Origin of the sequence: Rapidithrix thailandica, assembly GCF_039710355.1 — a bacterium.
GTDB classification, from domain to species: domain Bacteria; phylum Bacteroidota; class Bacteroidia; order Cytophagales; family Flammeovirgaceae; genus Rapidithrix; species Rapidithrix thailandica.
On the sequence record NZ_JBDKWZ010000005.1, the window covers coordinates 348,899 to 372,791 of the forward strand.

A 23,893-nucleotide genomic window follows, 5' to 3' on the forward strand; every position below is an offset into this window, starting at 1 on the left:
GGAAGGTGGAGTACATAAACCTTAAATCCAAACCAAATTGACAGCACCAATTAGCACAATATCCGCACTGGAGGCAATGGAGGTACACGAAGCGATTGCTTATTTGTGGACCACTGCGATCCGGGCAAACTTGCCGGTAGCTTGCTGGCAGTTGCCTCATCAGTCTGAAAAACATCTGATAGTAGATTTTACCGGAGGAGAAACCATCGAGCGCCCCGAGGTGGAAGTCTTGCCCAAGGGCTTTCTGGTAGGACCTTTTCTCAACGAAAGTTGCCCTAACTTTTTTATTCAAGCGGGCCTACATTACAAAACCTCCGAAGGTTCTTTTCAGGAAAATTTTGATGCCGAACGTTTTGGTACGAAGGCCTATGCCAATGCTCAGCGGTTTTACCAATTATTAGAAGAGCATATTCAACAAAATACGTCTGAAGAGGTGCCTTATTTTTCAACGAACAAAAGTTGTGAGGGTGTTGACAAGGAGTGTTTTGAGTCCATGGTAGAGGAAGGGGTAAGGCAAATTTGTGAAAAGCATTTTCACAAGGTGGTTTTGTCACGGATGAAAACGGTGAAATTGAAGCCGGGGTTCAATTTGTTACAAACTTATTGGCAGATTGCCGAGGCGTATCCCAGGGCATTTGTCTCTGCAATCTCCGTACCTGAGTACGGCACTTGGGTGGGGGCGACTCCCGAGTTGTTGATTAGTGTGGAAAATGAAGAGATATTTCGGACGGTATCTTTGGCCGGTACGCAATCCCGGGACTTGTTTCCCAGCCTTTCGGATGTTTCCTGGAAGCAAAAGGAAATCGAAGAACAGGCCTTGGTTTGCCGTTATATCATCTCTTGTTTCAAAAAAATCCGCTTGCGTGAGTACGATGAAGTCGGCCCTCGTACAGTGGAAGCCGGGCATTTAGTGCACTTGAAATCGGATTATACGGTGAACATGAAGGACGTGAATTTTCCTCAGTTGGGGAGTGTCATGTTGGAGCTTTTGCACCCTACCTCAGCGGTGTGTGGAATGCCTAAGCCCGAGGCTTTGAAGTTTATCGTAGCGCATGAAAAATACGAACGCAGTTTATACAGCGGTTTTTTAGGCCCGGTGAATATCGAAAATAATACCCGGATTTTTGTGAATCTTCGTTGTATGCAGTTGCTGGAAGGCGAAGCACTGTTGTATGCCGGAGCGGGAATAACCTTCGATTCCGATCCGGCCAAAGAATGGAAGGAAACGGAATTGAAGATGAACATTATGGGAAAATTCTTATAAAAGCTACCGCTCTTAGCGAATCATATGTAGCCAAGTCACCGGATGACGGTTGGGTTTATTTCTTTCACAGAAAGTGATTCTCCCAAAAGCCATCCGGTGATTTTTTTCTTAATACAAAAAGATATGATCATAATGAATGACCGGATGGTGCCCTTGTTGCCCGATGCGTTCACGGGTGACCGTATCATTGTATTTGGTCATTCCAATACCGATATCGCTACCTTCCGCATCTTTGATTTTTACAATATCTCCCTTCTGAAAACTTCCTTGTACTTCGGTCAAGCCCACCGGAAGTAAACTGGTCACTTTGTCGGAAAGTAAAGCCTGTTTAGCCCCTTCGTTCACTATCAATGAGGCTTTGGCATAACCTTCGGAATGCGCTACCCATTTTTTGATGCTGGACGGGCGCTTGGGATGAGGTAAAAACAAGGTACCCGGAAGTTCTTCCGCAGAAGTAGCTTTTTGATACAAGTCGATCAGTACATTTTCCTGATGTCCGTTTGCGATATGGACGGCAATTCCCAAGTCGGCAATCTTTTGGGCATTTTTACATTTGGTCAGCATGCCTCCCCGGCCAAACCCCGATTTTTTAGTGGAAATGATTTCGTTGAGGTTGATCTTTTGTTTGTCTACCAGGCGGATCAGTTCGGTATGTTCTTCCTCAGGATGACCGTTGTACAAACCGTTGACATTGGTCAAAATAAACAAAGCGTCAACGTCCATCATAGAAGCTACCAGGCCTGCGAGTTCATCGTTGTCCGTAAACATCAGTTCAGTGACGGATACTACATCATTTTCATTGACAATAGGGATAATGCCATATTTCAACAAGCCCTGAAAGCAATTTTGCATGTTGAGATAATGTTGCCGGTCCCGGAAGTCCTCTTTGGTTACCAAAATTTGAGAACAAGTCTGCCGGTGTTTTTTGAATAGTTCTCCATAAACCTGAATGAGTTTTACCTGTCCGATGGATGCCAGTAATTGACGTTGTGTAACAGTGTTCTCTTTCGTATTCAGTTGAATCAGGCTCCTGCCTGCAGCCACAGCCCCCGATGAAATTAAAATAACCTCTACTTTGTGCCGGTGGATGAGTTGGGAAACTTGCTGTACCAGTTGCGCCATTAAGTCCGTATTGGGTAAACCCTCGGCAGTAGTTAATACGTTGGAGCCAATTTTAACGGCAATCCGTTGATATGTTTTCTTCATAGAAATTACTCCAAAATTACAGGTCCTTGTTGGTTTATTTGAGAGGTATACACTTCACAACCGATACCCAGTTGTTCGAAAATTTGTTGTTTTGCTTTTCCGACTTGCACAGCGGTTTCTTGTCCGCGGCATAGTGAAAAAATAGAAGGGCCAGACCCGGAGATTCCACAACCCAAAGCCCCTGTTTGCAGAGAGGCTTGTTTCACCTTTTCAAATCCGGGAATCAAAATCGAACGTACCGGCTCCACAATGACATCTTGCAAGGAACGGCCGATCAGAGCATAGTCAGACTGCATTAAGCCGGCAATTAAGCCCGCTACATTTCCCCATTGGGTAATGGCATCTTCCATGCGAATGTTCTTTTTCAGAATGTTCCGGGCCTCCTTGGTAGGGACTTCGATTTGCGGATGAATAATGGCACAATACAATTCCGGAGGGGTATTGATTCTGACAACATCCAAAGGTTGATAACTGCGGATCAAAACAAAGCCACCAAACAAGGAAGGGGCAACATTGTCGGCATGAGCACTACCACAAGCGATGCGTTCTCCTTCAATGGCAAATGGGAGAAGTTCTTCTGTGGAAAGCGACCCGCCAAGAAGTTCATTGATGGCAAAAGCACCCGCTACCGCACTGGCAGCACTGGAACCTAACCCACTACCGAAGGGCATTTTTTTGTGGAGGGTAATGTCAATGCCTTGGTCCGAACCGATCTTGTTCAGGTATTGAAGTACTGCCACTCCCACGGTGTTTTCTTGGCTGTTCAGGGACAATCTGCCTCCGTCTCCGGTAATTTGGGAGATCGTGACTCCCGGGGTGTTTTTCTTTTTGAGAATGACCTCATCACCCGGGGCGTTGACTGCAAAGCCCAATATGTCAAAACCGCAAGCTACGTTGGCGACAGTCGCCGAAGCAAATACCCTGATACTTTCACTCATGATTTAAATAATTTTTTTATTGAGATTGAAAAACAGCCTTTGTAAGGTTGTAGCCTATGTTTGGGCCTCTTTTTTCCTATTGTAGGTCAGGTTAGTAATTTTTTAGAGTCACCGGATTTACTCTTCCTCAAAGGTGCATGTCAGGCAATCCTTACTGCCTTGATGTAAAAGTAAAACTTCTCTTTGAGAAAGAAATGAGATTTGTAGTGCTGAGGGTTGGCTAAGGAGAGTTATGTTAGGTTGTTTTAGAAGTCCGGCAAAGTTAGCGAAATAAATTGAAATCAGAAATTCCGGTTGAATGTCCCTCTAGTCCCTCAATCATTGATAGTCCTCACTCCCCCGCCAACATAGGATACTTCTCCGCTATTTCCTCCTTGCTCATCACGCTCACCTTCGGCAGGGGGACGGATTTGAATAAACGCTTCTTCCAACGCACCGGAGACAGAAAAATAAGCTCTCCCGCATCCCGGTTCTCAATAAAGACTTTTCGCTCGTTTAACTCCGGGTAGGCCGCCATATCCACTTCGCCCAGTTCGTAGACTTTCTTGGTCGCCAGCCAGTACAATTTCCCGGAGATACGATTCAAGAAATAGATTTCTCCTTCCTGGGAAAAGACCTTGAAATTCCCTTTCAGCATTTCCGGATCTTTGAGTGTGCGGTACAAAGTGCCCTGATCTTTAAAAGGAGACCGGGTTATGGGTGGGTAATCCCAATCTAACTTTTTGATGGTGTAAGCTTTGACACCCTTCCATTCATCCATCCTTGTAACCAATAAGCTATCACTTCTCCATAAATACAAGCCTTGCGGATCACCAATCAGAGAATACAGCGCAGAGTCTTTAAAGAAAATATCTGCCTCCAACCGGCTCATCATTACACGGTCCTTTTGTATGGCTTCTTCACGAGGTATTCTCCCTTCCAACCGGTTACCATTCTTGTAATACCCTTTCCATTCAATATTAAAATACTGTTTGTACATATTCAAGGGGCTACAAAAACTATTGGTATATTTTCTTGTACGAAATTCGGTATCTAATTGAAATAAACTAATAACAACATCCGGTCTATATTGATAAATAAACATTGTTGGAGTATCATCAATTGAATATTCATGAAGAATACCATCATGTGCATTCCAGTTTTTACAAGACTGAAAACTGTACTTAGTATCTGCTTCTACTTTTGTATCCAATGAAGACTTGTGAAGTATAATTTTTTCAGGAGAAAATTGTTGCCTGTGATACAAAAAACCTCCTTCAATCAATACATATTCTAAACTGTCATTCCTCCCCTCACAAATTCCCTGTAACACCAGACCACAAAACAATAGACTTACTACTTGAACTTTCATTTGAACGATAAATATTCTAACCTTCAAGGATTCGTTGCTCACTCCCCCACCAACATAGGATACTTCTCCGCTATTTCCTCCTTGCTCATCACGCTCACCTTCGGCCGGGGGACGGATTTGAATAAACGCTTCTTCCAACACACCGGAGCTAAAAAGACAAGCTCTCCCGTATCCCGGTTCTCAATAAAGAGTTTTCGCTCATTTAACTCCGGGTAGGCCGCCATATCCACTTCGCCTAGTTCGTAGACTTTCTTGGCCGCCAACCAGTACAGCTTTCCGGAAATACGATTCAAAAAATAGATTTCTCCTTCCTGGGAAAAGACCTTGAAATTCCCTTTCAGCATTTCCGGATCTTTCAAGGTACGGTACAAAGTGCCCTGATCTTTAAAAGGAGACCGGGCTATGGGTGGGTAATCCCAATCTAACTTTTTGATGGTGTAAGCTTTAACACCCTTCCATTCATCCATCCTTGTAACCAATAAGCTATCACTTCTCCATAAATACAAGCCTTGCGGATCACTAATCAGAGAATACAGCGCAGAGTCTTTAAAGAAAATATCTGCCTCCAACCGGCTCATCATTACACTATCCTTTTGTATGGCTTCTTTACGAGGTATTCTCCCTTCCAACCGGTTACCATTCTTGTAATACCCTTTCCATTCAATGTTAAAAAAACGTATGTACATATTCAAGGGGCTACAAAAACTATCCGTAAGCTTTCTTTTACGGGATTCGGTATCTATTTGAAATAAACTAATAACAACATCCGGTCTATATTGATAAAAAGACATTATTGGAGTATACCTAATTGAATATTCATAAAGCATACCATCATGTGTATTCCAGTTTTTACAAGACCGAAAACTGTACTTAGTATCTGCTTCTACTTTTGTATCCAATGAAGACTTGTGAAGTATAATTTTTTCAGGAGAAAATTGTTGCCTGTGATACAAAAAACCTCCTTCAATCAATACATATTCTAAACTGTCATTCCTCCCCTCACAAATTCCCTGTAACACCAGACCACAAAACAATAGACTTGCTACTTGAACTTTCATTTGAACGATAAATATTCTAACCTTCAAGGATTCGCTACTCACTCCCCCACCAACATAGGATACTTCTCCGCTATTTCCTCCTTGCTCATCACGCTCACCTTCGGCCGGGGGACGGATTTGAATAAACGCTTCTTCCAACACACCGGAGCTAAAAAGACAAGCTCTCCCGTATCCCGGTTCTCAATAAAGAGTTTTCGCTCATTTAACTCCGGGTAGGCCGCCATATCCACTTCGCCTAGTTCGTAGACTTTCTTGGCCGCCAACCAGTACAGCTTTCCGGAAATACGATTCAAAAAATAGATTTCTCCTTTCTGAGAAAAGACCTTGAAATTCCCTTTCAGCATTTCCGGGTCTTTGAGTGTGCGGTACAAAGTGCCCTGATCTTTAAAAGGAGATTCGGCAATGGGAGGATAGTCCCAGTCCAACTTTCGGATGGTAATGGCTTTGATCTCTTTCCACGATTTCTCATTCTTAACAAAGATGCTGTCACTCCTCCATAAATAGAAACCTTGGGGGTCCCAGATCATAGAATATAAAGTACCGTCTTTAAAGAAAGCATCAGCATTCACCTGTTCCATTATTAGTTTTTGCTTTGCCCGTGCTTCTTTGCGGGGAATGGGTGTTCCTAAACGCTCCATTTTCCCCTTATACTCTTTATGCTGCCAAAATTCTTTCCAATCAGCAAAATAATATCTATAAAAGTTTAAAGGATTACAGATACTACAGCGATTCTTTCCTTTAGGTCGTTCCAAACGACTTAAAGGATTTAGGATATTCATTTGAAATAAACTTACAATATATTCAGGTAAGAAAGAATATGAACCACTTCTAAAAGGTGTTACACAATACTCATAAAGGAAATCATTATACACAGTCCAATTTCTACTCAATAGAGAACTATATAGAGTATCTGTGGCTAACTCTTTATTTTCATGGAACAAATAACGCTTTATAGGCCTTCTACCTTCAAAAATTGAAGTCTCCTTCACATACAATTTCTCCCCTTCAATCAATACATACTTCAATGTATCACTTCTTCCCTCACAAAAGCCTAAAGTCACCCAACCACAAAACAATATGGTCAAAACCTGTATTTTCATTGTATTATTTTTTGCTGTTATTTCTTTTTCTGTACTTCCCAATATGTTCTAATCTCTCCAGGTGTATACTTTTCATCCCTCCAAGCCCTATAATATCCAGCAACAGCAGCCTTTTCCCAAGCTTCAAAATTGGAAAACACCTTTCCATAAGAAGGATCATACAACCTACCACCACATTTCACAAATCGATGCATTGAGAAATTACCTGGAGCACAAGGATTATTATGGCCTTTCAAGTGATCTTTACCCTCACAATCCCGGTTGGCCTCCACACTTAATTTATCATCAAATTTGTAATTTCCTTGATGGTCATAAAATAATGAATCTAGTTTTACTCCTTGCCTAAATATGCTAACAAAGGGGTACTCAGGGTCATCACTCGTTCCATTACTAGTAAATTTCCAACCTTTAATCAATACACCTGAAATGTTTTCTCCCAATTTTCCTTTTTTAAAATCCACTTTATACCCTATAGAGTCTATCCCTTCAGCTTGAAAACAAAGATTTAGCAACTCACTAAAGGCAAAGCAATCTCCTCTATTTGTATCAAGCAATTCTTCTACACTAGAAGCTACTTGCATATTCTCTTCATAATGATAATAACTTAATTGATTTTCTTGTCCCATCCCAAAATCGCTTTGAAGTAGATTACCTAATGGATATTCTTTTTGCGTATTCAAAGAGACAGAGGGTTCTTGGTCAATATATGGAATACAGAACTTTTCCCATATTTTTTGAACAATATCCTTTCGTTTTGGAAGTCCATGGGACTGCCTACAACTATAATACAAATAACGTTCATCCAGAGAACCCATTTGCAAGCTAACTTCATATAAATAATTAACTAATCGTATCGGTTGCCTATAAGTCACATACCAACGTGTCAAAGCCTCTTTTTTGACACTGATCAACTCTTCTTCCAGCCAGGTTTCGCCTTCGTCCTTGGAAAGGCTAAGCTCGATATGAAAGCCGTGACGGTCTTGATTATCTTGAGGAGTAACCCAAGCGGCAGGCATGGCCGGATGGTCCAAATGGAAACAGCCCTGGGTTTCGAAATACCCTTTCTTGTCTTTTACTTCTTTAAGCTTCAGTCCGGTTTCTCCCTTCAGCTCGCTCTTTCCTTTTTTATTGTAAAGCAATGTTGCCACACTTTCTCCTCCCAAAGTGACTTTGGCTTTTAAACGTACGTCTTTCAGGTCCGAGTTGCCAATGCCTTGCTCTCCCGTATAGCGCAAGGTTGCACTAAAGTTGACCGGGATAGCTTTCCCATCCTCCGTACCGTAATAACATGCCGGGGGAGAAGGATTTTTGAAGACGAGTGCGCTTTCCGGTAACTGATCACTCTCTGCGATTGTTAAAAAATTCTCTCCCTGAAAGCGCAATGTCTCCAGGTCGAATTGTAAATCCGGTGCAGTGATATTCAAACGGGCGGATTTGGCCTGGGCATGACCCGGTTGCCCGGAAGGATAAACCGTAGCAACGATTTCCGTGGTATTTTTGTCAATATATACCTTATACCGGTTACCACTCCCGGTTTTTTCTACTTGTATTCCCATAATTCAATGATTTGGTTTAATACCTGTTTCTCAAATTCTACCCTTTGCAAAAGGATCCCACTTGATTTCAGGGTTTCAAATGTAGTTATTAATAAGCTTATTTATACCAATAATTTGTTATTTTTAATGCTTTTAACGAAGCCGTTGTGGGTTTTGAGGAAGGAAGTACTAGGAGCATGGATAAGTTAATAAATAGGTACGTGTGTTTCGTATTAAATAAAGATTTTATTGGAAAAGCCAGGTTTGATTTTTGTTTTTCCGCTTTTCTTTATTTCCTGTTTCCTTCTTTTGCAGTAAAAAAATGAAAGATGAAGCAATTAAAAACTTCTAATAGTTAGCAAATTATAGATTAATTCCTATATTTGCAGTCCTAATTTTAAGAGGCATAAAAATACACAAGATAATGAGCGATTTATTAAAATTTGTAGAAAAAGAGTCTGAAGAGGTGAAAGCTTCACGTCCGGACTTTTCTGCAGGCGATACGGTGAATGTACACGTAAAGATCAAGGAAGGTAATAAAGAGCGTATTCAGCAATTCCAAGGAACGGTAATCCAACGAAGAAACGGTGGGAACGGAGAGACGTTTACCGTGAGAAAAATTTCTAACGGAGTAGGTGTAGAGCGAATCTTTCCCTTAATCTCGCCAAATATCGCGAAGATAGAGGTAATCCGTAGAGGTAAAGTAAGAAGAGCCAGATTGTTCTACCTGAGAGGAAGATCTGGTAAAGCTGCCAAAATTAAAGAGAAAAGATTCTAGTTTAGCGCTTAGCCGCTTTTTTGAGGCACGCATCGATTATAAGAAATTAAGTCTCTGGCCAACAAATGTAAGTTTGTTGGCTTTTGTGTTTTCTGTAGATTGACCTCCTCATAAAAGGAAATTTACCTTAAATGCAGCACTCTGTGCCAGGGGCTTTTTGTAATCCTCAAAAAAATAAGTAATATCGGTTTTTAAAGCCTTGTTGGACAAGCTTGGGTTGGGTAACGATACGTATTTTGTGGTGGTTAATAAACAAAATGAAGCCGGGAAAGGCTTTGTCAACACTACGAACAAATTATCGTTAACATATACGAAAGTACCCGGTTTGTATAGAAAGATTCATAATTATCTCTGTTGTTCCTAAATCAAAGCACTGTCCTTATGGAAATTCAGTTGGAGAAAGGGAAAAAGTTATATTTTGCCTCTGACTTTCACCTGGGAATCCCCACCCATGAAGAAAGCGTAAAGCGCGAACGGAAAATTGTACGTTGGCTGGATCAGGCCAAAGAAGATGCGCAGCATATTTTTTTGATTGGGGACATTTTTGATTTTTGGTTTGAGTATAAAACTGTTATTCCGAAAGGTTTCATCCGCTTTCAAGGCAAATTGGCAGAGTTGACCGATGCCGGAATTCCCGTTTCCTTCTTTATTGGTAACCACGATATGTGGCTTTTCGATTATTTCACTAAGGAGTTAGGGATTGCTATTTATCGCGAGCCTTTGGTGATGCATGTCAACGGTACTAAAATGTATGTAGGGCACGGTGATGGCCTGGGCCCCGGAGACGGCTTTTATAAAATTTTGAAGAAAATCTTCCGGAACAAACTCTGTATTTGGCTTTTTGGTTTGATTCATCCCAGCCTGGGGATTACCATCGCAGATAGGTGGTCGCGGCAAAGCAAGAAAAAAGGAACTCCGCAATTTATGGGGGAAGAGGAGTGGATTTATCAATTTGCCAAAGAACTGGAAGAAAAAGAGCATCACGATTACTATATTTTTGGTCACCGGCATTTGAACTTTGTCATGGATGTGTTGGGGCGAAGCAAATATGTGAATACGGGAGAGTGGCTTTCAACTTACAGTTATGCCACCTTTGACGGAGAAGAAATGCAATTGTTAAAATTTGATTAGTTCCTACGACCTGAAAAGTTTTCGCTAACAAAGTGGTTTTTATTCATCCGTAAAAGCCCGAAGCGGAAACTTTCTCATGGGTGCTTTCCTTCCTTCATTAGACAAACCTTACAATCGCCACACTTGATAGTCTTTTCGCGAAAATAATTCTATCCGGATTTTTTAAAATTTTCTTGAAAAAACGGGTAAATTACCCTGTTCGATAAAAAAAATGCAGGGTAAAAAACAGCTCTATAAGCATTAGAAGGAAGATTTTAAGGGAGAATGGGAGAAGTTCCTGGAAAGGCAAATTGAATAATATCGGATTTAACGTATTTTTGCAGCAAATATTAATCAGAGAGGAATGGCGTCTGCAAAGTATATTTTTGTTACAGGTGGAGTTACTTCATCCTTAGGAAAAGGAATTATATCTTCTTCGTTAGGTAAATTATTACAAGCAAGAGGATACAAAGTTACCATTCAAAAGTTCGACCCCTATATTAACATCGATCCGGGAACAATGAATCCCTACGAGCACGGTGAGTGCTATGTGACCGATGACGGGGCCGAAACAGATTTGGATTTGGGACATTACGAACGGTTTTTGAATATTTCCACTTCCCAGGCTAATAATGTGACCACTGGAAGGATCTATCACAATGTGATTTCCAAAGAGCGGAAAGGGGAGTATTTAGGGAAAACGGTTCAGGTAATTCCCCATATTACCGATGAAATTAAACGGAATATCTACTCACTGGCCGAAACTGGCGAGTACGATATTGTGATTACGGAAATTGGCGGTTGTGTCGGAGATATTGAGTCCTTGCCCTTTATTGAAGCGGTAAGACAAGCCCGTTGGGATGTCGGGCCACACAATTCATTAGTCATTCATTTGACTTTGGTCCCCTATCTCAAAGCGGCAAAAGAGCTGAAAACCAAGCCTACCCAACATTCTGTGAAAACCTTGTTGGAATCAGGGATCCAGCCGGATATTTTAGTATGCCGGACCGAGCACCCGCTTCCTCCGGAAATCCGCAGAAAGGTAGCCTTGTTTTGTAATGTGGATTTGAAAGCGGTGATCGAATCAAGAGATGCCGAGTCTATCTACGATGTGCCTTTGTTGATGCGCAAAGAGAGGCTGGATGAAATTGTATTGTCTAAATTGGATCTGCCGAATACACCTGAGCCGGATATCAGCTCATGGAAACACTTTTTGGGTAAATTGAAAAACCCCACCGGGGAAGTCAATATTGGTCTGGTAGGAAAGTATGTAGAGTTGCCGGATGCTTATAAATCTATTGTAGAAGCCTTGATTCATGCCGGAGCAATGAATGAATGCCGGGTGAACATCCATTGGGTCAAAGCCGAAAGCCTGGATGATGGAGAGGTGGAAGAGCATCTGCAAAACATGGATGCGGTATTGGTGGCACCGGGATTCGGAGAGCGGGGAGTCGAAGGTAAAATCAATGCGGTGACCTATGCCAGGGAAAACAAAATCCCGTTTTTGGGCATTTGCTTGGGAATGCAATGTGCGGTGGTAGAATTTGCCCGGAATGTATTGAAATTGGAAGGAGCGGCTTCTGCGGAAGTATCGCAAGAAACACCCCATCCGGTGATCGCATTAATGGACGATCAGAAAAATATTACCATGATGGGAGGTACGATGCGATTGGGCGCTTATCCGTGTAAAATCCGGAAAAACTCCCTGGCAGCGAAAATCTACCATAAGCCGGAGATAAAAGAACGGCACCGTCATCGTTACGAATTCAATAATAATTACCTGGAGCAGTACGAACAAGCTGGCATGCTGCCTTCCGGTATCAACCCTGATTCGGGTTTGGTTGAGGTCGTTGAGTTGAAAGATCATCCTTTCTTTGTAGGGAGCCAGTTCCATCCCGAGTTAAAAAGTACGGTTGAAGATCCGCATCCCTTGTTTGTGAGTTTTGTGGGAGCAGCTATTGAGAAGAAGAAAGGAAAAAATTAAATACCGGATAGCATCTTTTAACAGCTTGAATCTGTTAGATTTGCTTCTTTAGATGGAATAAACTGATGGTTGAGCAATTGCTTTCTAAAAACAGGAGCCTTTTAAAAAGGTGCTGTCAGTGCAAGTTGCCTCTTCCTCAAGCATAATATAAGGAGTATTGAGAAAGAGCAATCAAGTTCTGAGGGTTAAGCGCAATGCGGGAAGTGAGTAATTATTTCCGGGCATACCTTATCCCTCATTGCTTTTGGTCTTTCCGGTACTGCTGGTGATTAGTGGAAAATGTGATTTTTGGAAATCACACTTATTTTTAAAAGAAAAAATAATGGACAAAAATCAAGCTACCGGACTCATTCTGATTTCGCTCTTACTGCTGGGGTATATGTTTTTCTTTTCCCCTGACCCGGAGTCCGTTCAGCAAACGAATTCTCTGCCGGATTCAACAACGGTTGCGGCTTCACCTGTGAAAGAGCCCCTTGTCAAAGACAGCACAAGTGTCAACCGCTCCCTTTCGGATTCTGTCGCAGTGGCCCAATACGGCCCTTTTGCCAAGGGAATGCAAGGAGAAAGTAAAAAGGTGATTTTGGAAAATGAAGATGTCAAAATTACTTTCGATTCCTATGGAGCGCAGATCAGCGAAGTGATCCTGAAAAACTATGTGACCTATACCAAAGAAACCTTGGTACTGTTGGACCAATGGAGTAGCCAAATCAGTGAAACCTTGCCGACTGACCATGGAAACATCAACCTGAACGAGCTGTATTATCAAGTAAAAGAGCAAGGTAATACCTTGAGCTTTCGGATTTATAGCGAAGGAGGACTGGCTTTGGAAAAGAAGTTTACCTTGGAGGAGAAAGGGTTTGTCTTGAACTATGATCTCAACTTAGACGGTATCAAAAATACTTTGCGGGGATCATCCATTCGCTTCAATTGGGTGAACCATATGAAAAAATTAGAGCAGGATCTGGAGCAGGAAATGATCCGTTCTACCGTCAATTTTTATACGATAGACGATAACTGGGATGATTTATCCCCTAGTTCCAAAGATAAAGAAGAAGTCAAGCCGGAACTCCCGGTGAAGTGGGTTTCTGCCAAGCAAAAGTTCTTTAACTCCGGCTTGATTACGGATGCACAGTTTTCCAATGTACAATTGACCACTTCGGTAGACGAAACCGATAAACATTCGGTAAAAACCTCTCAAATCTTATTGGATATTCCATTGGATAGTATTCAGGCGGGTACGGCAAACCTCCGTTTTTATTTCGGTCCTAATGATTATAAAATTTGTGAGGCGGTAGCCCCTCGTTATGAGAAAAACGTATACTTAGGTTGGGCAGGTCTTTCTTTTATCAACTTATACGTGATGTTTCCCTTGTTCAACTTCTTGGAAAGTTTTATTTCCAACTACGGGGTGATCATTTTCGTAATGGTATTGCTGATCAAGACCTTGTTGTTCCCACTGACGTACAAGTCTTATATTTCGATGGCGAAGATGAGGGTATTAAAACCGGAGCTGGACGAAATCAAAGCAAGAGTGGGAGACGATATGGCGAAAGCGCAACAAGAGCAAATGAAGCTCTATCAACAAATGGGAGTGAATCCTATCAGCGGATGTATTCCGATGTTGGCTCAAATGCCTGTATTTATCGCCTTGTTCAACTTCTTCCCCAATGCCATTCAGCTTAGGCAAAAAGGCTTCCTTTGGGCTACTGACTTGTCAACCTACGATTCTGTTTTCGACTTGCCGTTTTCTATTCCGGCCTATGGTGACCACGTGAGTTTGTTTACCTTATTAATGACCGGGTCGACTATATTATATACCTATTATAATAACCAAATGAGCCCGAGTACTGGCCCGGGACAAGGACAAATGAAGATGATCGGGTATATCACTCCGGTGATGTTCATGTTCTTCTTAAATTCTTTCTCTTCCGGTCTGACGTACTATTACTTTATTTCTAACTTGATTACCATCAGTCAGCAATTGGGAATCCGGAAATTTATTGACGAAGACAAAATCCGGAAGAAATTAGAAGAGAACAAGCATAGAAATAAAGGACGGAAACGCTCGAAATTCCAGCAACGCTTGGAAGACGCATTGAAGGCGCAAGAAGAAGCAAAAAATAAACGAAGAAAATAATCAATAGTAGAAACCTCCGGAGGCGCTAAGTCCTGGAGGTTTTGTGAGATTTAAGATCACGGAAATCATGAATGTGGATTTTGATAAAGGCGATGGACTGGTGCCGGTAGTGATACAAGATGCCTCTACTAATAAGGTTTTGATGTTGGGCTATATGAATCAGGAAGCCCTGGAAAAAACCCGGCAAGAGAAGCGGGTTACTTTTTATAGCCGGAGCAAACAACGTTTGTGGACCAAAGGCGAAACTTCGGGGAATTTTCTGAATGTAAAAGAAATCTTGGTCGATTGCGATCAGGATACCCTATTAATCAAAGCAGACCCTGTAGGACCGGTTTGCCATACCGGAGCCGATACATGTTTTAAAGAAAGCAATCAGGGAAAAGCCGCTTTTATTCAGTACTTGGCGGAAATTATCCACGACCGCAAAGTCAATCCGACGGAAAAATCGTATACGACTTCTCTGTTCAATAAAGGTATCAACAAAGTTGCCCAGAAGGTAGGAGAAGAGGCCGTGGAGTTGGTCATTGAAGCCAAAGATGATAACAAGGACTTGTTTTTAGGCGAAGCGGCTGACTTGCTTTATCATTACTTGGTATTGCTGGAAGCCAAGTCCATTGGCCTGGATGAAGTGATAGCTGTGTTGGAAAAACGGCATAAATAAAGAGGTAATACTGAAGAGTGGAAAATAACAGCCTGGGTGAAAGCCCGGGCTTTTTTTATGCTTTTGGATTTTTTTTCGCATTCCCCGTCTGTTAACCTTCTCTTTTTGTTTCAATATCCTTGAATTTGCAATTTTTATAAAAACAGGGTTGGAATGGAAGTGAATATGTGTGGAAATATGTTTTTATTGATGTTTGATGGTTGTTAAATGTCTTTAAAATTAATTAAATATGTATTTTTATTAATTTTTGATTAAAAAATAAACCGTGTTTATGTCTTTTTGCTGAAAATTTCTTTTCTTTGGGTTAAAATCAAACCCAATATCAAAACGATTTGAATATGGAGCACTTTACAGAGAATAAAAAGAACTTGGTGCTGGTAGGAAATGGCATGGTGGGATATAAGTTTTGTGAAAAGTTTGTAGAGTTGGGAATGGGCGCAACATACAATCTTATGGTTTTTGGAGAGGAGCCCAGGGTTGCTTATGACCGGGTGAAATTAAGCACTTATTTTTCCGGGACTACCGAAGAGGAATTAACCTTGGCAACAGCTGACTGGTACGAAGACAACGGAATCCTTTTGTTTACCAATGAGCTGGTCACGGAAATCGACCGGAACGAACAACAAATTAAAACCCAGAAAGGAACTTGCATCTCTTATTATAAACTTATCCTTGCGACCGGGTCTTCAGCTTTTGTCCCTCCTGTGCAGGGAGTGGAAAAGGAAGGTATCTTTGTGTACCGGACTATTGAAGACCTGGAAGCAATTTTGGCCTTTGGAAAACGGGCCCGGAAGGCGGTGGTGATCGGGGGCGGTCTTTTAGGCTTGGAAGCCGCAAAGGCAACTTTGGATATGGGGCTGGAAACCCATGTAGTGGAATTTGCTCCCCGGTTGATGCCCAGGCAATTGGACGAACAAGGTGCACAAACCTTAAAAAATAAACTGGAAGCTTTGGATATTTACATTCACCTGAATAAAAATACCCGGAGTTTCGAAGGGAAAGATACTGTGAAAAAATTGCACTTTGCCGATGATACTTCTTTAGAGACCGATATGGTCATCATCTCTGCGGGAATACGGCCCCGGGACGAACTGGCCAGACAAGCCAACCTGGCAACCGGAGGCCGTGGAGGAATAGCCGTCAATTACCATATGCAAACTTCCGATCCGGATATTTATGCCATTGGAGAAGTAGCACTGTTTCAGCAAAAAACATACGGATTAGTAGCTCCGGGGTATGAAATGGCCGAAGTCGCTCTCCAGCATATTCTGGGCAATTCTGAGAAAAAATTTGAAAACGTGGATATGTCTACCAAATTAAAGCTGATAGGGGTAGATGTAGCCAGTTTTGGCGATGCCTTAGGAGAAACCCAAGGTGCACGTACAGTAGTATTGGACAGCCAGACTAGTGGAGTATATAAACGGTTGAACATATCGGCGGATGGCAAACGCTTACTGGGAGGGGTTTTGGTAGGAGATACGGAGAGTTACAATATGCTTTTGCAAATTACCAATAATCAATTAACTGTCCCTGCCGAACCTGCTGCGCTATTAGTAGAAGGGAATACCGGAGAAGGGACTACTATGAAAGCCAGTGACCTACCTGATTCGGCTTTGATTTGCTCTTGTGAAAATGTGGACAAAGGTACGATTTGTCATTCGGTAGTTGAAAAGGGGGTAAGCAATTTGGCCGAAGTAAAAAAGTGTACCAAAGCGGGCACGGGTTGCGGAGGCTGTATGCCCATGGTGAAAGATTTGTTAGAAGAAACGCTAAATGCACAGGGTAAGGCGGTGAAAAAAGTGATTTGTGAGCATTTTGACTATACTCGTCAAGAGCTGTTGGATTTAGTGAAAGTAAATCATATACGCACCGTTGATGAGTTGATTGACCGGTATGGAAAAGGCCAGGGCTGTGAAATATGCAAGCCGGCAGTAGCTTCCATCCTGGCAAGTACCTGGAACGAGATGATTCTGAAAGACAATGCCACCAGTCAGGATACCAACGACCGCTTTTTAGCCAATATCCAAAAAGGAGGATCGTATTCGGTAGTTCCCAGGGTACCGGCGGGAGAGATTACACCTGATAAATTGATTGTATTGGGAGAAGTAGCCAAAAGATACCACTTATATTGTAAAATTACCGGAGGCCAACGCATTGATCTTTTTGGGGCCAGACTGGAGCAATTACCCGATATCTGGGAAGAGTTGATTGCTGCCGGTTTTGAAAGTGGCCATGCCTATGGCAAATCTGTGCGGACGGTCAAAAGTTGTGTGGGCTCTACCTGGTGCCGCTTTGGCGTGCAAGATTCGGTTTCCTTTGCTATTCAAATTGAAGAGAGGTACAAAGGGCTCCGGGCACCCCACAAACTGAAATCGGCTGTATCCGGATGCATCCGGGAATGTGCGGAAGCCCGCTCCAAGGACTTTGGCATCATTGCTACCGAAAAGGGCTGGAACCTGTACGTCTGTGGTAATGGAGGGGCAAACCCGCAACATGCTCAACTGCTCGCTTCCGATATCGATGAAGCAACTTGCATCCGTATGATTGACCGCTTTCTGATGTTTTATATCAAAACGGCCGAACCTTTGACTCGTACGGCTCACTGGTTGAAAAGTATGGAGGGAGGAATCGACTATCTGCGCGAAGTAGTCGTGATGGATTCCTTGGGAATCGGGGCGCAACTCGAACAGGAAATGACCCTTTTAGTAAATGCCTATACCTGCGAGTGGAGGGAAGTGGTGAAGAACCCTGAACTCCGCAAACAATTTAAACAATTTGTGAACTCCGATGAGGAGGATACTACGATGAAGTTTCAACCGGTCAGAGGCCAACGGGTGCCTCTGGCCTGGTAATGAAGTAAAGGGGAAAATACCACAGAATTGGCTCGTGAATCCTGGACGTGTTCCTATGAGCTTTTCCTCTTTATCCAACCAAAAACACATGGCAATCTTAATATACCAATAAACAACTCCAAGCCCGGAATTGTAAGGGCTCAACTCTCTTTTTTTCAGGTGTTAAAATAGAGGGATTCTTCCCTTCCTACAATGGAAGAAGAGTGAGGGGCATGAGTGAGGAAGGCATTATTGCTTTTTTTACTCATACCCTCCTCCTCTATTTGTTTTTTCTATGCAATCGTAATCGCTATGCTTAATTCAGACACTATTGTTACTCAGAGGTCATGGTACAAGGTGGCCCGGGTAGAAGACTTTCCGGCAAATGGAGGAGCTTGTATAAAGGTAAAAGATCAACAAATTGCCGTTTTTCATTTTTCCCGAAACAATGAATGGTACGCCAGCCAACATTTATGCCCGCATCGCCAACAAATGGGACTGGCCCGGGGAATGATCGGCGATATACAGGGAGAACCCAAAGTGGCCTGCCCTTTTCATAAACAAACCTTCTCGCTGAAGTCAGGTACTTGCCTGAGCAGTGACGAATACCAAATTCAAGTGTATCCGGTAAAGGTGGAGAAAGGATTTGTGTATGTAGGATTAGAAGAATAAACCTTTGACAGGTTGCTTACCGATAAGAATTAACCCTCTATACTTTTCCCCTGTACTACATGAATCAACAGTTTACAATTATCATCATGAACTCATGAAATCGCTTGCTCACAGAATATTATTTCTCAACACTTTTGCTTTTACGATCTGTTTTGCGGCCTGGATGTTGAATGGGGTGCTGGTTACGTATTTGGTAGAAAATCAAATAGTGGATTGGGGTCCTGTAGAAATCGGTTGGCTGATGGGAATTCCCGTTCTAACGGGTTCGCTGATGCGTTTGCCGGTAGGTATTTTATCCGACCGGTACGGGGGGAAACCCGTGTTTTCGATACTGTTGATTTTAAGTGCCATTCCCATGCTTCTTCTATCCCAAATGACGGAATTTTTGGGTTTTGCCTTATGTAGCGTTGGCTTTGGGTTAACCGGAGCCAGTTTTGCCGTAGGAGTAGCGTATACATCGGTATGGTATCCTAAAAAACAGCAAGGTACCGTGCTTGGTATTTTTGGAGTGGGAAATGCCGGTGCAGCCATTACCACACTCTTGGCTCCTGCTTTGTTAAATCATTTGACACTTAACGGTACCGACAAAGAAGCCTGGAGAATTTTACCCATGATCTATGGAGTCGTTTTAGCCGTTGTGGCTTTAATCTTCTTTGTATTTGCGGTCAACAAGAAACCTGAAAATAGCCAACGTTCTTTAAGGACTTCGCTAAAGCCTTTAAAAAATATCAGGGTATGGCGCTTCGGGTTGTATTACTTTCTGGTGTTTGGTTGTTTTGTCGCTTTTGCCCAGTGGTTAGTGCCGTATTTTCTCAATGTGTATTATTTGCCCTTGGTGACCGCCGGAATCTTCGCTTCTCTGTTCAGTTTTCCCTCCGGTGTGATTCGGGCATTGGGAGGATGGCTGTCGGATAAATTTGGCGCAAGAAAAGTCATGTATGGGGTTTTAGGGGCTTCTTCTATCATCAGCCTGTTGTTAGTGGTTCCCAAAATGGATATATACTCTCCCGGAAAAGGAATATTGGCCTCTACCGGAGGTACGGTCTCCCATGTATCTGATTCATTGATTGCCATAGGGGAGAAGTCGTATGTGCTCACCCAAAAGGCAAACGGATTAGCGGAAGCGGATAAAACAGCTAAAATTTTACCGGTGAAAGAAGTATGGCAAGAGCCGGTGATCCGGGAGGGGGAACAAGTGAAAAAGAAACAACTTATCGCCAAAGGAGTTACGCATATTTTTTATCAGGCCAATGTTTGGGGGTTTGCGGTTCTGGTGATTTTGATTGGCAGTGTTTGGGGAGTGGGAAAAGCCGCAGTCTACAAGCATATCCCCGACTACTTTCCCAATGAAGTTGGCGTAGTGGGAGGAATGGTAGGCGTGATGGGAGGCTTGGGAGGTTTCTTTTGCCCGATTGTATTCGGTTACTTGCTTGAGTTTACCGGGGTATGGTCCAGTTGCTGGCTATTTATGTTTTTCTTATCCATACTCTCCTTGTTGTGGATGCACCAAGTAGTACTCAAGATGAAGAATAAAGACAGTATTGAAAAATACCACAAATTAGAAGAAATGCCGGAGCTAGCCGGAGCTACTACATTTGAAGGATAGAAGGATAGAGGGAGAGAATGTTTTTTCTGTTTCTCAACGCGAAGAAATTGTGAGACATTCTTTTCGAAACAATTAGTCAAAAACCAAACATTTCAATTCTACTAAGTATTCATTCTCATGCATACAAGAGCAAATACAGTAACACCCTACAAAACTACTTGTTCCTATTGTGGCGTAGGTTGTGGGATCATTGTCCGGAAAGATTCCAAGGGACGCTTGCAAGTAGAAGGAGACCCGGAGCATCCGGTTAACCGGGGGGTGCTTTGCTCAAAAGGAAGAAATTTGCATTATGTAGTGGAAGATAAGTCGGATCGTTTGCTGTATCCGGAAATGCGTTGGAACCGGCATATGCCCTTACAGCGAGTCTCTTGGGAACAGGCATTGGAACGGACGGCCGCGGTGTTTAAGGCATTGATGAAAAAGTACGGGCCGGATTCCGTGGGCTTTTACGTTTCCGGACAGTGCTTGACGGAGGAGTATTACTTAGTGAATAAATTGACCAAAGGGTTTTTAGGAACCAATAATATCGACACCAATTCCCGTTTGTGTATGAGCTCGGCAGTAGCGGGATATAAAAAAGCATTGGGAGACGATATCGTGCCGGGCAGTTATGATGACATTGAGAAGGCCGGTTGTTTTCTGATTGCCGGAGCTAACCCGGCTTGGTGCCATCCGATTTTATTCAGACGGATAGAACAACATAAAGAACAAAACCCGGAGGTGAAACTGATTGTGGTAGACCCGCGAAAAACACAAACGTGTGCGTTGGCCGATATACACCTTCAGATAAGGCCGGGAACAGATATCATTTTGTACCATGCTATGGCTCGTTACCTGATCGAACAGGACTGGGTAGATTGGAAGTTTATCGCCCGGCATACGGAAGGGTTTGAATCTCTCAAACAAGTGGCCTTTGAACGGGACCTGGATGAAGCGGCAAGACGCTGTGAGGTACCGGTAGAACAAATCAAAGAGGCAGCTCGCTATATTGGTGAAGCCAATGGCTTTCTATCCATGTGGGCGATGGGCGTGAACCAGAGTGTGGTAGGGGTGAATAAAAACCTTGCTTTGCTGAATTTGTCGTTGATTACCGGGCAGATAGGAAAACCCGGAGCGGGTCCCTTTTCCCTGACCGGACAACCCAATGCTATGGGAGGGCGTGAAGTAGGAGGGATGGCCTCTTTGCTGGCCGCTCATTTGAATCCGGCTAATCCGGAACACCGGCAAAAAGTGGCTGATTTTTGGGGAGTAAAAAGCTTGTCCACAACTTCCGGACTGACGGCCACGGAAATGTTTGAAGCTTTGGCTGAAGGGAAAATGAAGGCAATTTGGATCATTTGTACCAATCCCATGGTCTCTTTGCCTAATTCGAACCTAGTGGAAAAGGCCTTGCAAAAAGCCCGCTTTGTGGTGGTACAGGATATTTCTAAAAAAGCCGACACACTTGCTTATGCCGATGTGGTATTGCCTGCTGCCGGATGGGGGGAAAAGGAAGGTACCATGACCAATTCCGAACGGAGGATCAGCTACTTGAGTAAATTTACCGAAGCACCGGGAGAGGCCCGGCCGGATGTGGAAATATTGTGGGATTTTGCCCGGAAAATGGACTTTGAAGGGTTTGATTACCAATCTCCTGCAGAGGTGTTTAACGAGCATTGCCGCCTTACTCAAGGCACCAAAATTGATATTTCCGGACTCGGTTACGAGCGCTTACAAAGGGAAAGATCCATTCAATGGCCGGTACCGGATAAAAAACATCCGGGGACGCCCCGCCTGTTTACCGATCACCGGTTTTATACCGGAAATGAACGGGCAAGAATATTCGGCGTACCCTCCGAAAATGCCTCCGAAACGACTACCCCTGATTTTCCGCTGGTGCTGATTACCGGACGTATTCGCGATCAATGGCATACCATGACGCGCACAGGCAAAGTGAGCCGCCTTAATCAGCATATCAGCCAGCCTTTTGTAGAAATACATCCTGAGGATGCTCATGAAAGAGGTCTTAAGAACGGACAAGTAGTGGAAGTATACAACAGCAGGGGGCGGGTAAGAGTGACGGTGAAAATTACCGGTACGATCAAACGCGGAGTCGTATTTTTACCTATGCACTGGGGGAAGGTATTGAATAAATCGTTTGCCCGGGCAAACAACCTTACTTCCAACCGGGTCGATCCGGTATCCAAAGAACCGGACTTTAAATATTCGACTGTTCAGGTATTGCCGTATCAGAAACCGAAAGAAAAGGTGATTGTCGTAGGAGCCGGAGCAGCTGCCTATAGATTTATTCATTCCTACAGAGAATTGAATACCCGGGATGAAATCCATGTTTTCTCCAAAGAACCGTATCCTTTTTACAACCGGGTGTTGTTACCGGAATATGTCAATGAGCATTTGGTATGGGAAAAGTTACTGAAGTTTAAAAAAGGAGAATTTGAAAAACTAAATGTGCATCTGCATAAGGGCGTAAGTATTGAAGCTATTAACCGCCAACAAAAAACGGTGACCGATGCCAAAGGAAGCATACATGTATATGATAAACTAATTATCGCTACGGGTAGCCGGGCATTTGTGCCCAAGGATGTTCCGCTGCACCTTCCCGGGATTTTGACCATGCGAAGCCGGGCGGATGCCGATGCTTTAAAACAATGCCTGGAGCCTGGAGGAAAAGTGCTGGTGGTAGGAGGAGGGTTGCTAGGGCTGGAATTAGCGGCTTCGCTGCGGGAAATAGCCATTGATGTAACCCTGGTGCAATTGGCTTCCCGGCTGATGGAACGCCAGTTGGATGTGATTGCCAGTGACTTACTGAGAGAGGTAGTGGACGAGATGGGTGTGGATATCTTTTTTAATGATCAGGTACAAACGATTTTTCCTAAAAATACCTCTGGCTTTGTGGTACGTCTTAAAAGTGGAAAAACCATTCCTTGCGATGCCGTGGTGTATGCCATTGGTACCCGGCCCAATATTGAGTTGGCCAAAGAGGCCGGGTTGAAATGTCAGCGGGGGGTGGTGGTCAATGCTTATTTACAAAGTAGTGATCCGGATATTTATGCCATGGGCGAAATTGCCGAATTCCGGAACGTGCTCAACGGTATTACGGCTGCAGCCGAAGAGCAAGCTGATTATGCCGCGCGTCATCTGGCAGGGGATCTGGCCAATTTGTATAAGGGCTCTTTATTTATGAATATCCTCAAATTTTCAAACCTGGATCTTTGCTCTTTGGGAATGGTGGAAATTCCCGAAAAGGGAGAAGGGTACGAAGAGGTGGTTTTTATGGACAGGAGTCAGCGATACTATAAGAAATGCATCGTGTACCAAGATCGTCTGGTAGGGGCCATACTGATGGGCGATAAAAGTGAATTTGCCGAATTTAAAGACCTGATCGAGTCGGGCATGGAGCTTTCGGAAAAACGCTTGAAACTCTTGCGTTCCGAAGGCAAAACACAAGCGGTACTCGGTACATTGGTCTGTTCGTGTAATAATGTAGGAGAAGGGAACCTCCGGCAGGAAATTGAAAAGGGATGTAATGACTTCCGGCAATTGTGCAAGCTGACAGGAGCCGGTACCGGATGCGGAAGTTGTAAGCCTGAAGTAAAGGCGGTTCTGGAAAGTTGCCAACAGGCAATGTTTACTTAACAATGAAGCTCTTTTACCTTATATTC

General features: G+C 43.2%; 16 protein-coding genes. 10 read left to right on the top strand and 6 right to left on the bottom strand.

Annotated features, from left to right (window positions below; all coding sequences use genetic code 11):
• The first annotated feature begins 37 nt into the window (after nt 1-37).
• Nucleotides 38-1,264, top strand: a complete 1,227-nt coding sequence (locus AAG747_RS10995; RefSeq protein ID WP_346821217.1) for a chorismate-binding protein — start codon at nt 38-40, stop codon at nt 1,262-1,264.
• A 108-nt stretch (nt 1,265-1,372) separates the two neighbouring features.
• On the opposite strand, the gene proB is transcribed toward AAG747_RS10995, so the two are convergent.
• The 6 genes from proB to AAG747_RS11025 all read right to left on the bottom strand — a co-directional run bounded on the left by proB (nt 1,373) and on the right by AAG747_RS11025 (nt 8,473).
• Nucleotides 1,373-2,470: a glutamate 5-kinase gene (gene proB, locus AAG747_RS11000; protein ID WP_346821218.1), complete on the bottom strand. Its 1,098-nt coding sequence runs from the start codon at nt 2,468-2,470 to the stop codon at nt 1,373-1,375.
• A gap of 5 nt (nt 2,471-2,475) precedes the next feature.
• The gene (locus AAG747_RS11005) at nt 2,476-3,408 is read right to left on the bottom strand and encodes a homoserine kinase (protein WP_346821219.1); all 933 of its coding nucleotides are present in this window, start codon (nt 3,406-3,408) and stop codon (nt 2,476-2,478) included.
• Between the two features lie 331 nt (nt 3,409-3,739).
• A complete protein-coding gene (locus AAG747_RS11010; RefSeq protein WP_346821220.1) occupies nt 3,740-4,897 on the bottom strand; it encodes a hypothetical protein in 1,158 nt (385 codons plus the stop codon).
• On the bottom strand, nt 4,798-5,445 hold the full coding sequence (locus AAG747_RS11015; RefSeq protein WP_346821221.1) for a hypothetical protein: 648 nt from the start codon (nt 5,443-5,445) through the stop codon (nt 4,798-4,800). The genes AAG747_RS11010 and AAG747_RS11015 overlap by 100 nt, the downstream gene beginning before the upstream one ends.
• A 410-nt stretch (nt 5,446-5,855) precedes the next feature.
• Nucleotides 5,856-6,596 carry a hypothetical protein gene (locus tag AAG747_RS11020; protein ID WP_346821222.1) on the bottom strand — a complete coding sequence of 247 codons (741 nt, stop codon included), beginning with the start codon at nt 6,594-6,596 and terminating at the stop codon, nt 5,856-5,858.
• A 338-nt stretch (nt 6,597-6,934) separates the two neighbouring features.
• On the bottom strand, nt 6,935-8,473 hold the full coding sequence (locus tag AAG747_RS11025) for a lysozyme family protein (RefSeq protein WP_346821223.1): 1,539 nt from the start codon (nt 8,471-8,473) through the stop codon (nt 6,935-6,937).
• A gap of 403 nt (nt 8,474-8,876) precedes the next feature.
• Between AAG747_RS11025 and rplS the strand changes: the two genes are divergently transcribed.
• The 9 genes from rplS to AAG747_RS11070 all read left to right on the top strand — a co-directional run bounded on the left by rplS (nt 8,877) and on the right by AAG747_RS11070 (nt 23,867).
• Nucleotides 8,877-9,230: a 50S ribosomal protein L19 gene (rplS, locus tag AAG747_RS11030; RefSeq protein ID WP_346821224.1), complete on the top strand. Its 354-nt coding sequence runs from the start codon at nt 8,877-8,879 to the stop codon at nt 9,228-9,230.
• A 381-nt stretch (nt 9,231-9,611) separates the two neighbouring features.
• A complete protein-coding gene (locus tag AAG747_RS11035; protein WP_346821225.1) occupies nt 9,612-10,361 on the top strand; it encodes a UDP-2,3-diacylglucosamine diphosphatase in 750 nt (249 codons plus the stop codon).
• Between the two features lie 343 nt (nt 10,362-10,704).
• The gene (gene pyrG / locus AAG747_RS11040; RefSeq protein WP_346821226.1) at nt 10,705-12,324 is read left to right on the top strand and encodes a CTP synthase; all 1,620 of its coding nucleotides are present in this window, start codon (nt 10,705-10,707) and stop codon (nt 12,322-12,324) included.
• 322 nt (nt 12,325-12,646) lie between these two features.
• The gene (yidC, locus tag AAG747_RS11045; protein ID WP_346821227.1) at nt 12,647-14,461 is read left to right on the top strand and encodes a membrane protein insertase YidC; all 1,815 of its coding nucleotides are present in this window, start codon (nt 12,647-12,649) and stop codon (nt 14,459-14,461) included.
• Nucleotides 14,462-14,528: 67 nt separating this feature from the next.
• Nucleotides 14,529-15,122, top strand: coding sequence for a bifunctional phosphoribosyl-AMP cyclohydrolase/phosphoribosyl-ATP diphosphatase HisIE (gene hisIE, locus AAG747_RS11050; protein WP_346821306.1), 594 nt, complete (start codon nt 14,529-14,531; stop codon nt 15,120-15,122).
• Nucleotides 15,123-15,460: 338 nt separating this feature from the next.
• Complete coding sequence (nirB, locus tag AAG747_RS11055) at nt 15,461-17,974, top strand: nitrite reductase large subunit NirB (RefSeq protein ID WP_346821228.1); 2,514 nt, start codon at nt 15,461-15,463, stop codon at nt 17,972-17,974.
• Between the two features lie 291 nt (nt 17,975-18,265).
• Nucleotides 18,266-18,625 carry a nitrite reductase small subunit NirD gene (gene nirD / locus AAG747_RS11060; RefSeq protein WP_346821229.1) on the top strand — a complete coding sequence of 120 codons (360 nt, stop codon included), beginning with the start codon at nt 18,266-18,268 and terminating at the stop codon, nt 18,623-18,625.
• Between the two features lie 94 nt (nt 18,626-18,719).
• Entirely contained in the window at nt 18,720-20,231 is a 1,512-nt protein-coding gene (locus AAG747_RS11065) for an MFS transporter (protein ID WP_346821230.1), read from the top strand.
• A 117-nt stretch (nt 20,232-20,348) separates the two neighbouring features.
• Nucleotides 20,349-23,867: a molybdopterin-dependent oxidoreductase gene (locus tag AAG747_RS11070; RefSeq protein ID WP_346821231.1), complete on the top strand. Its 3,519-nt coding sequence runs from the start codon at nt 20,349-20,351 to the stop codon at nt 23,865-23,867.
• Nucleotides 23,868-23,893 lie beyond the last annotated feature (26 nt).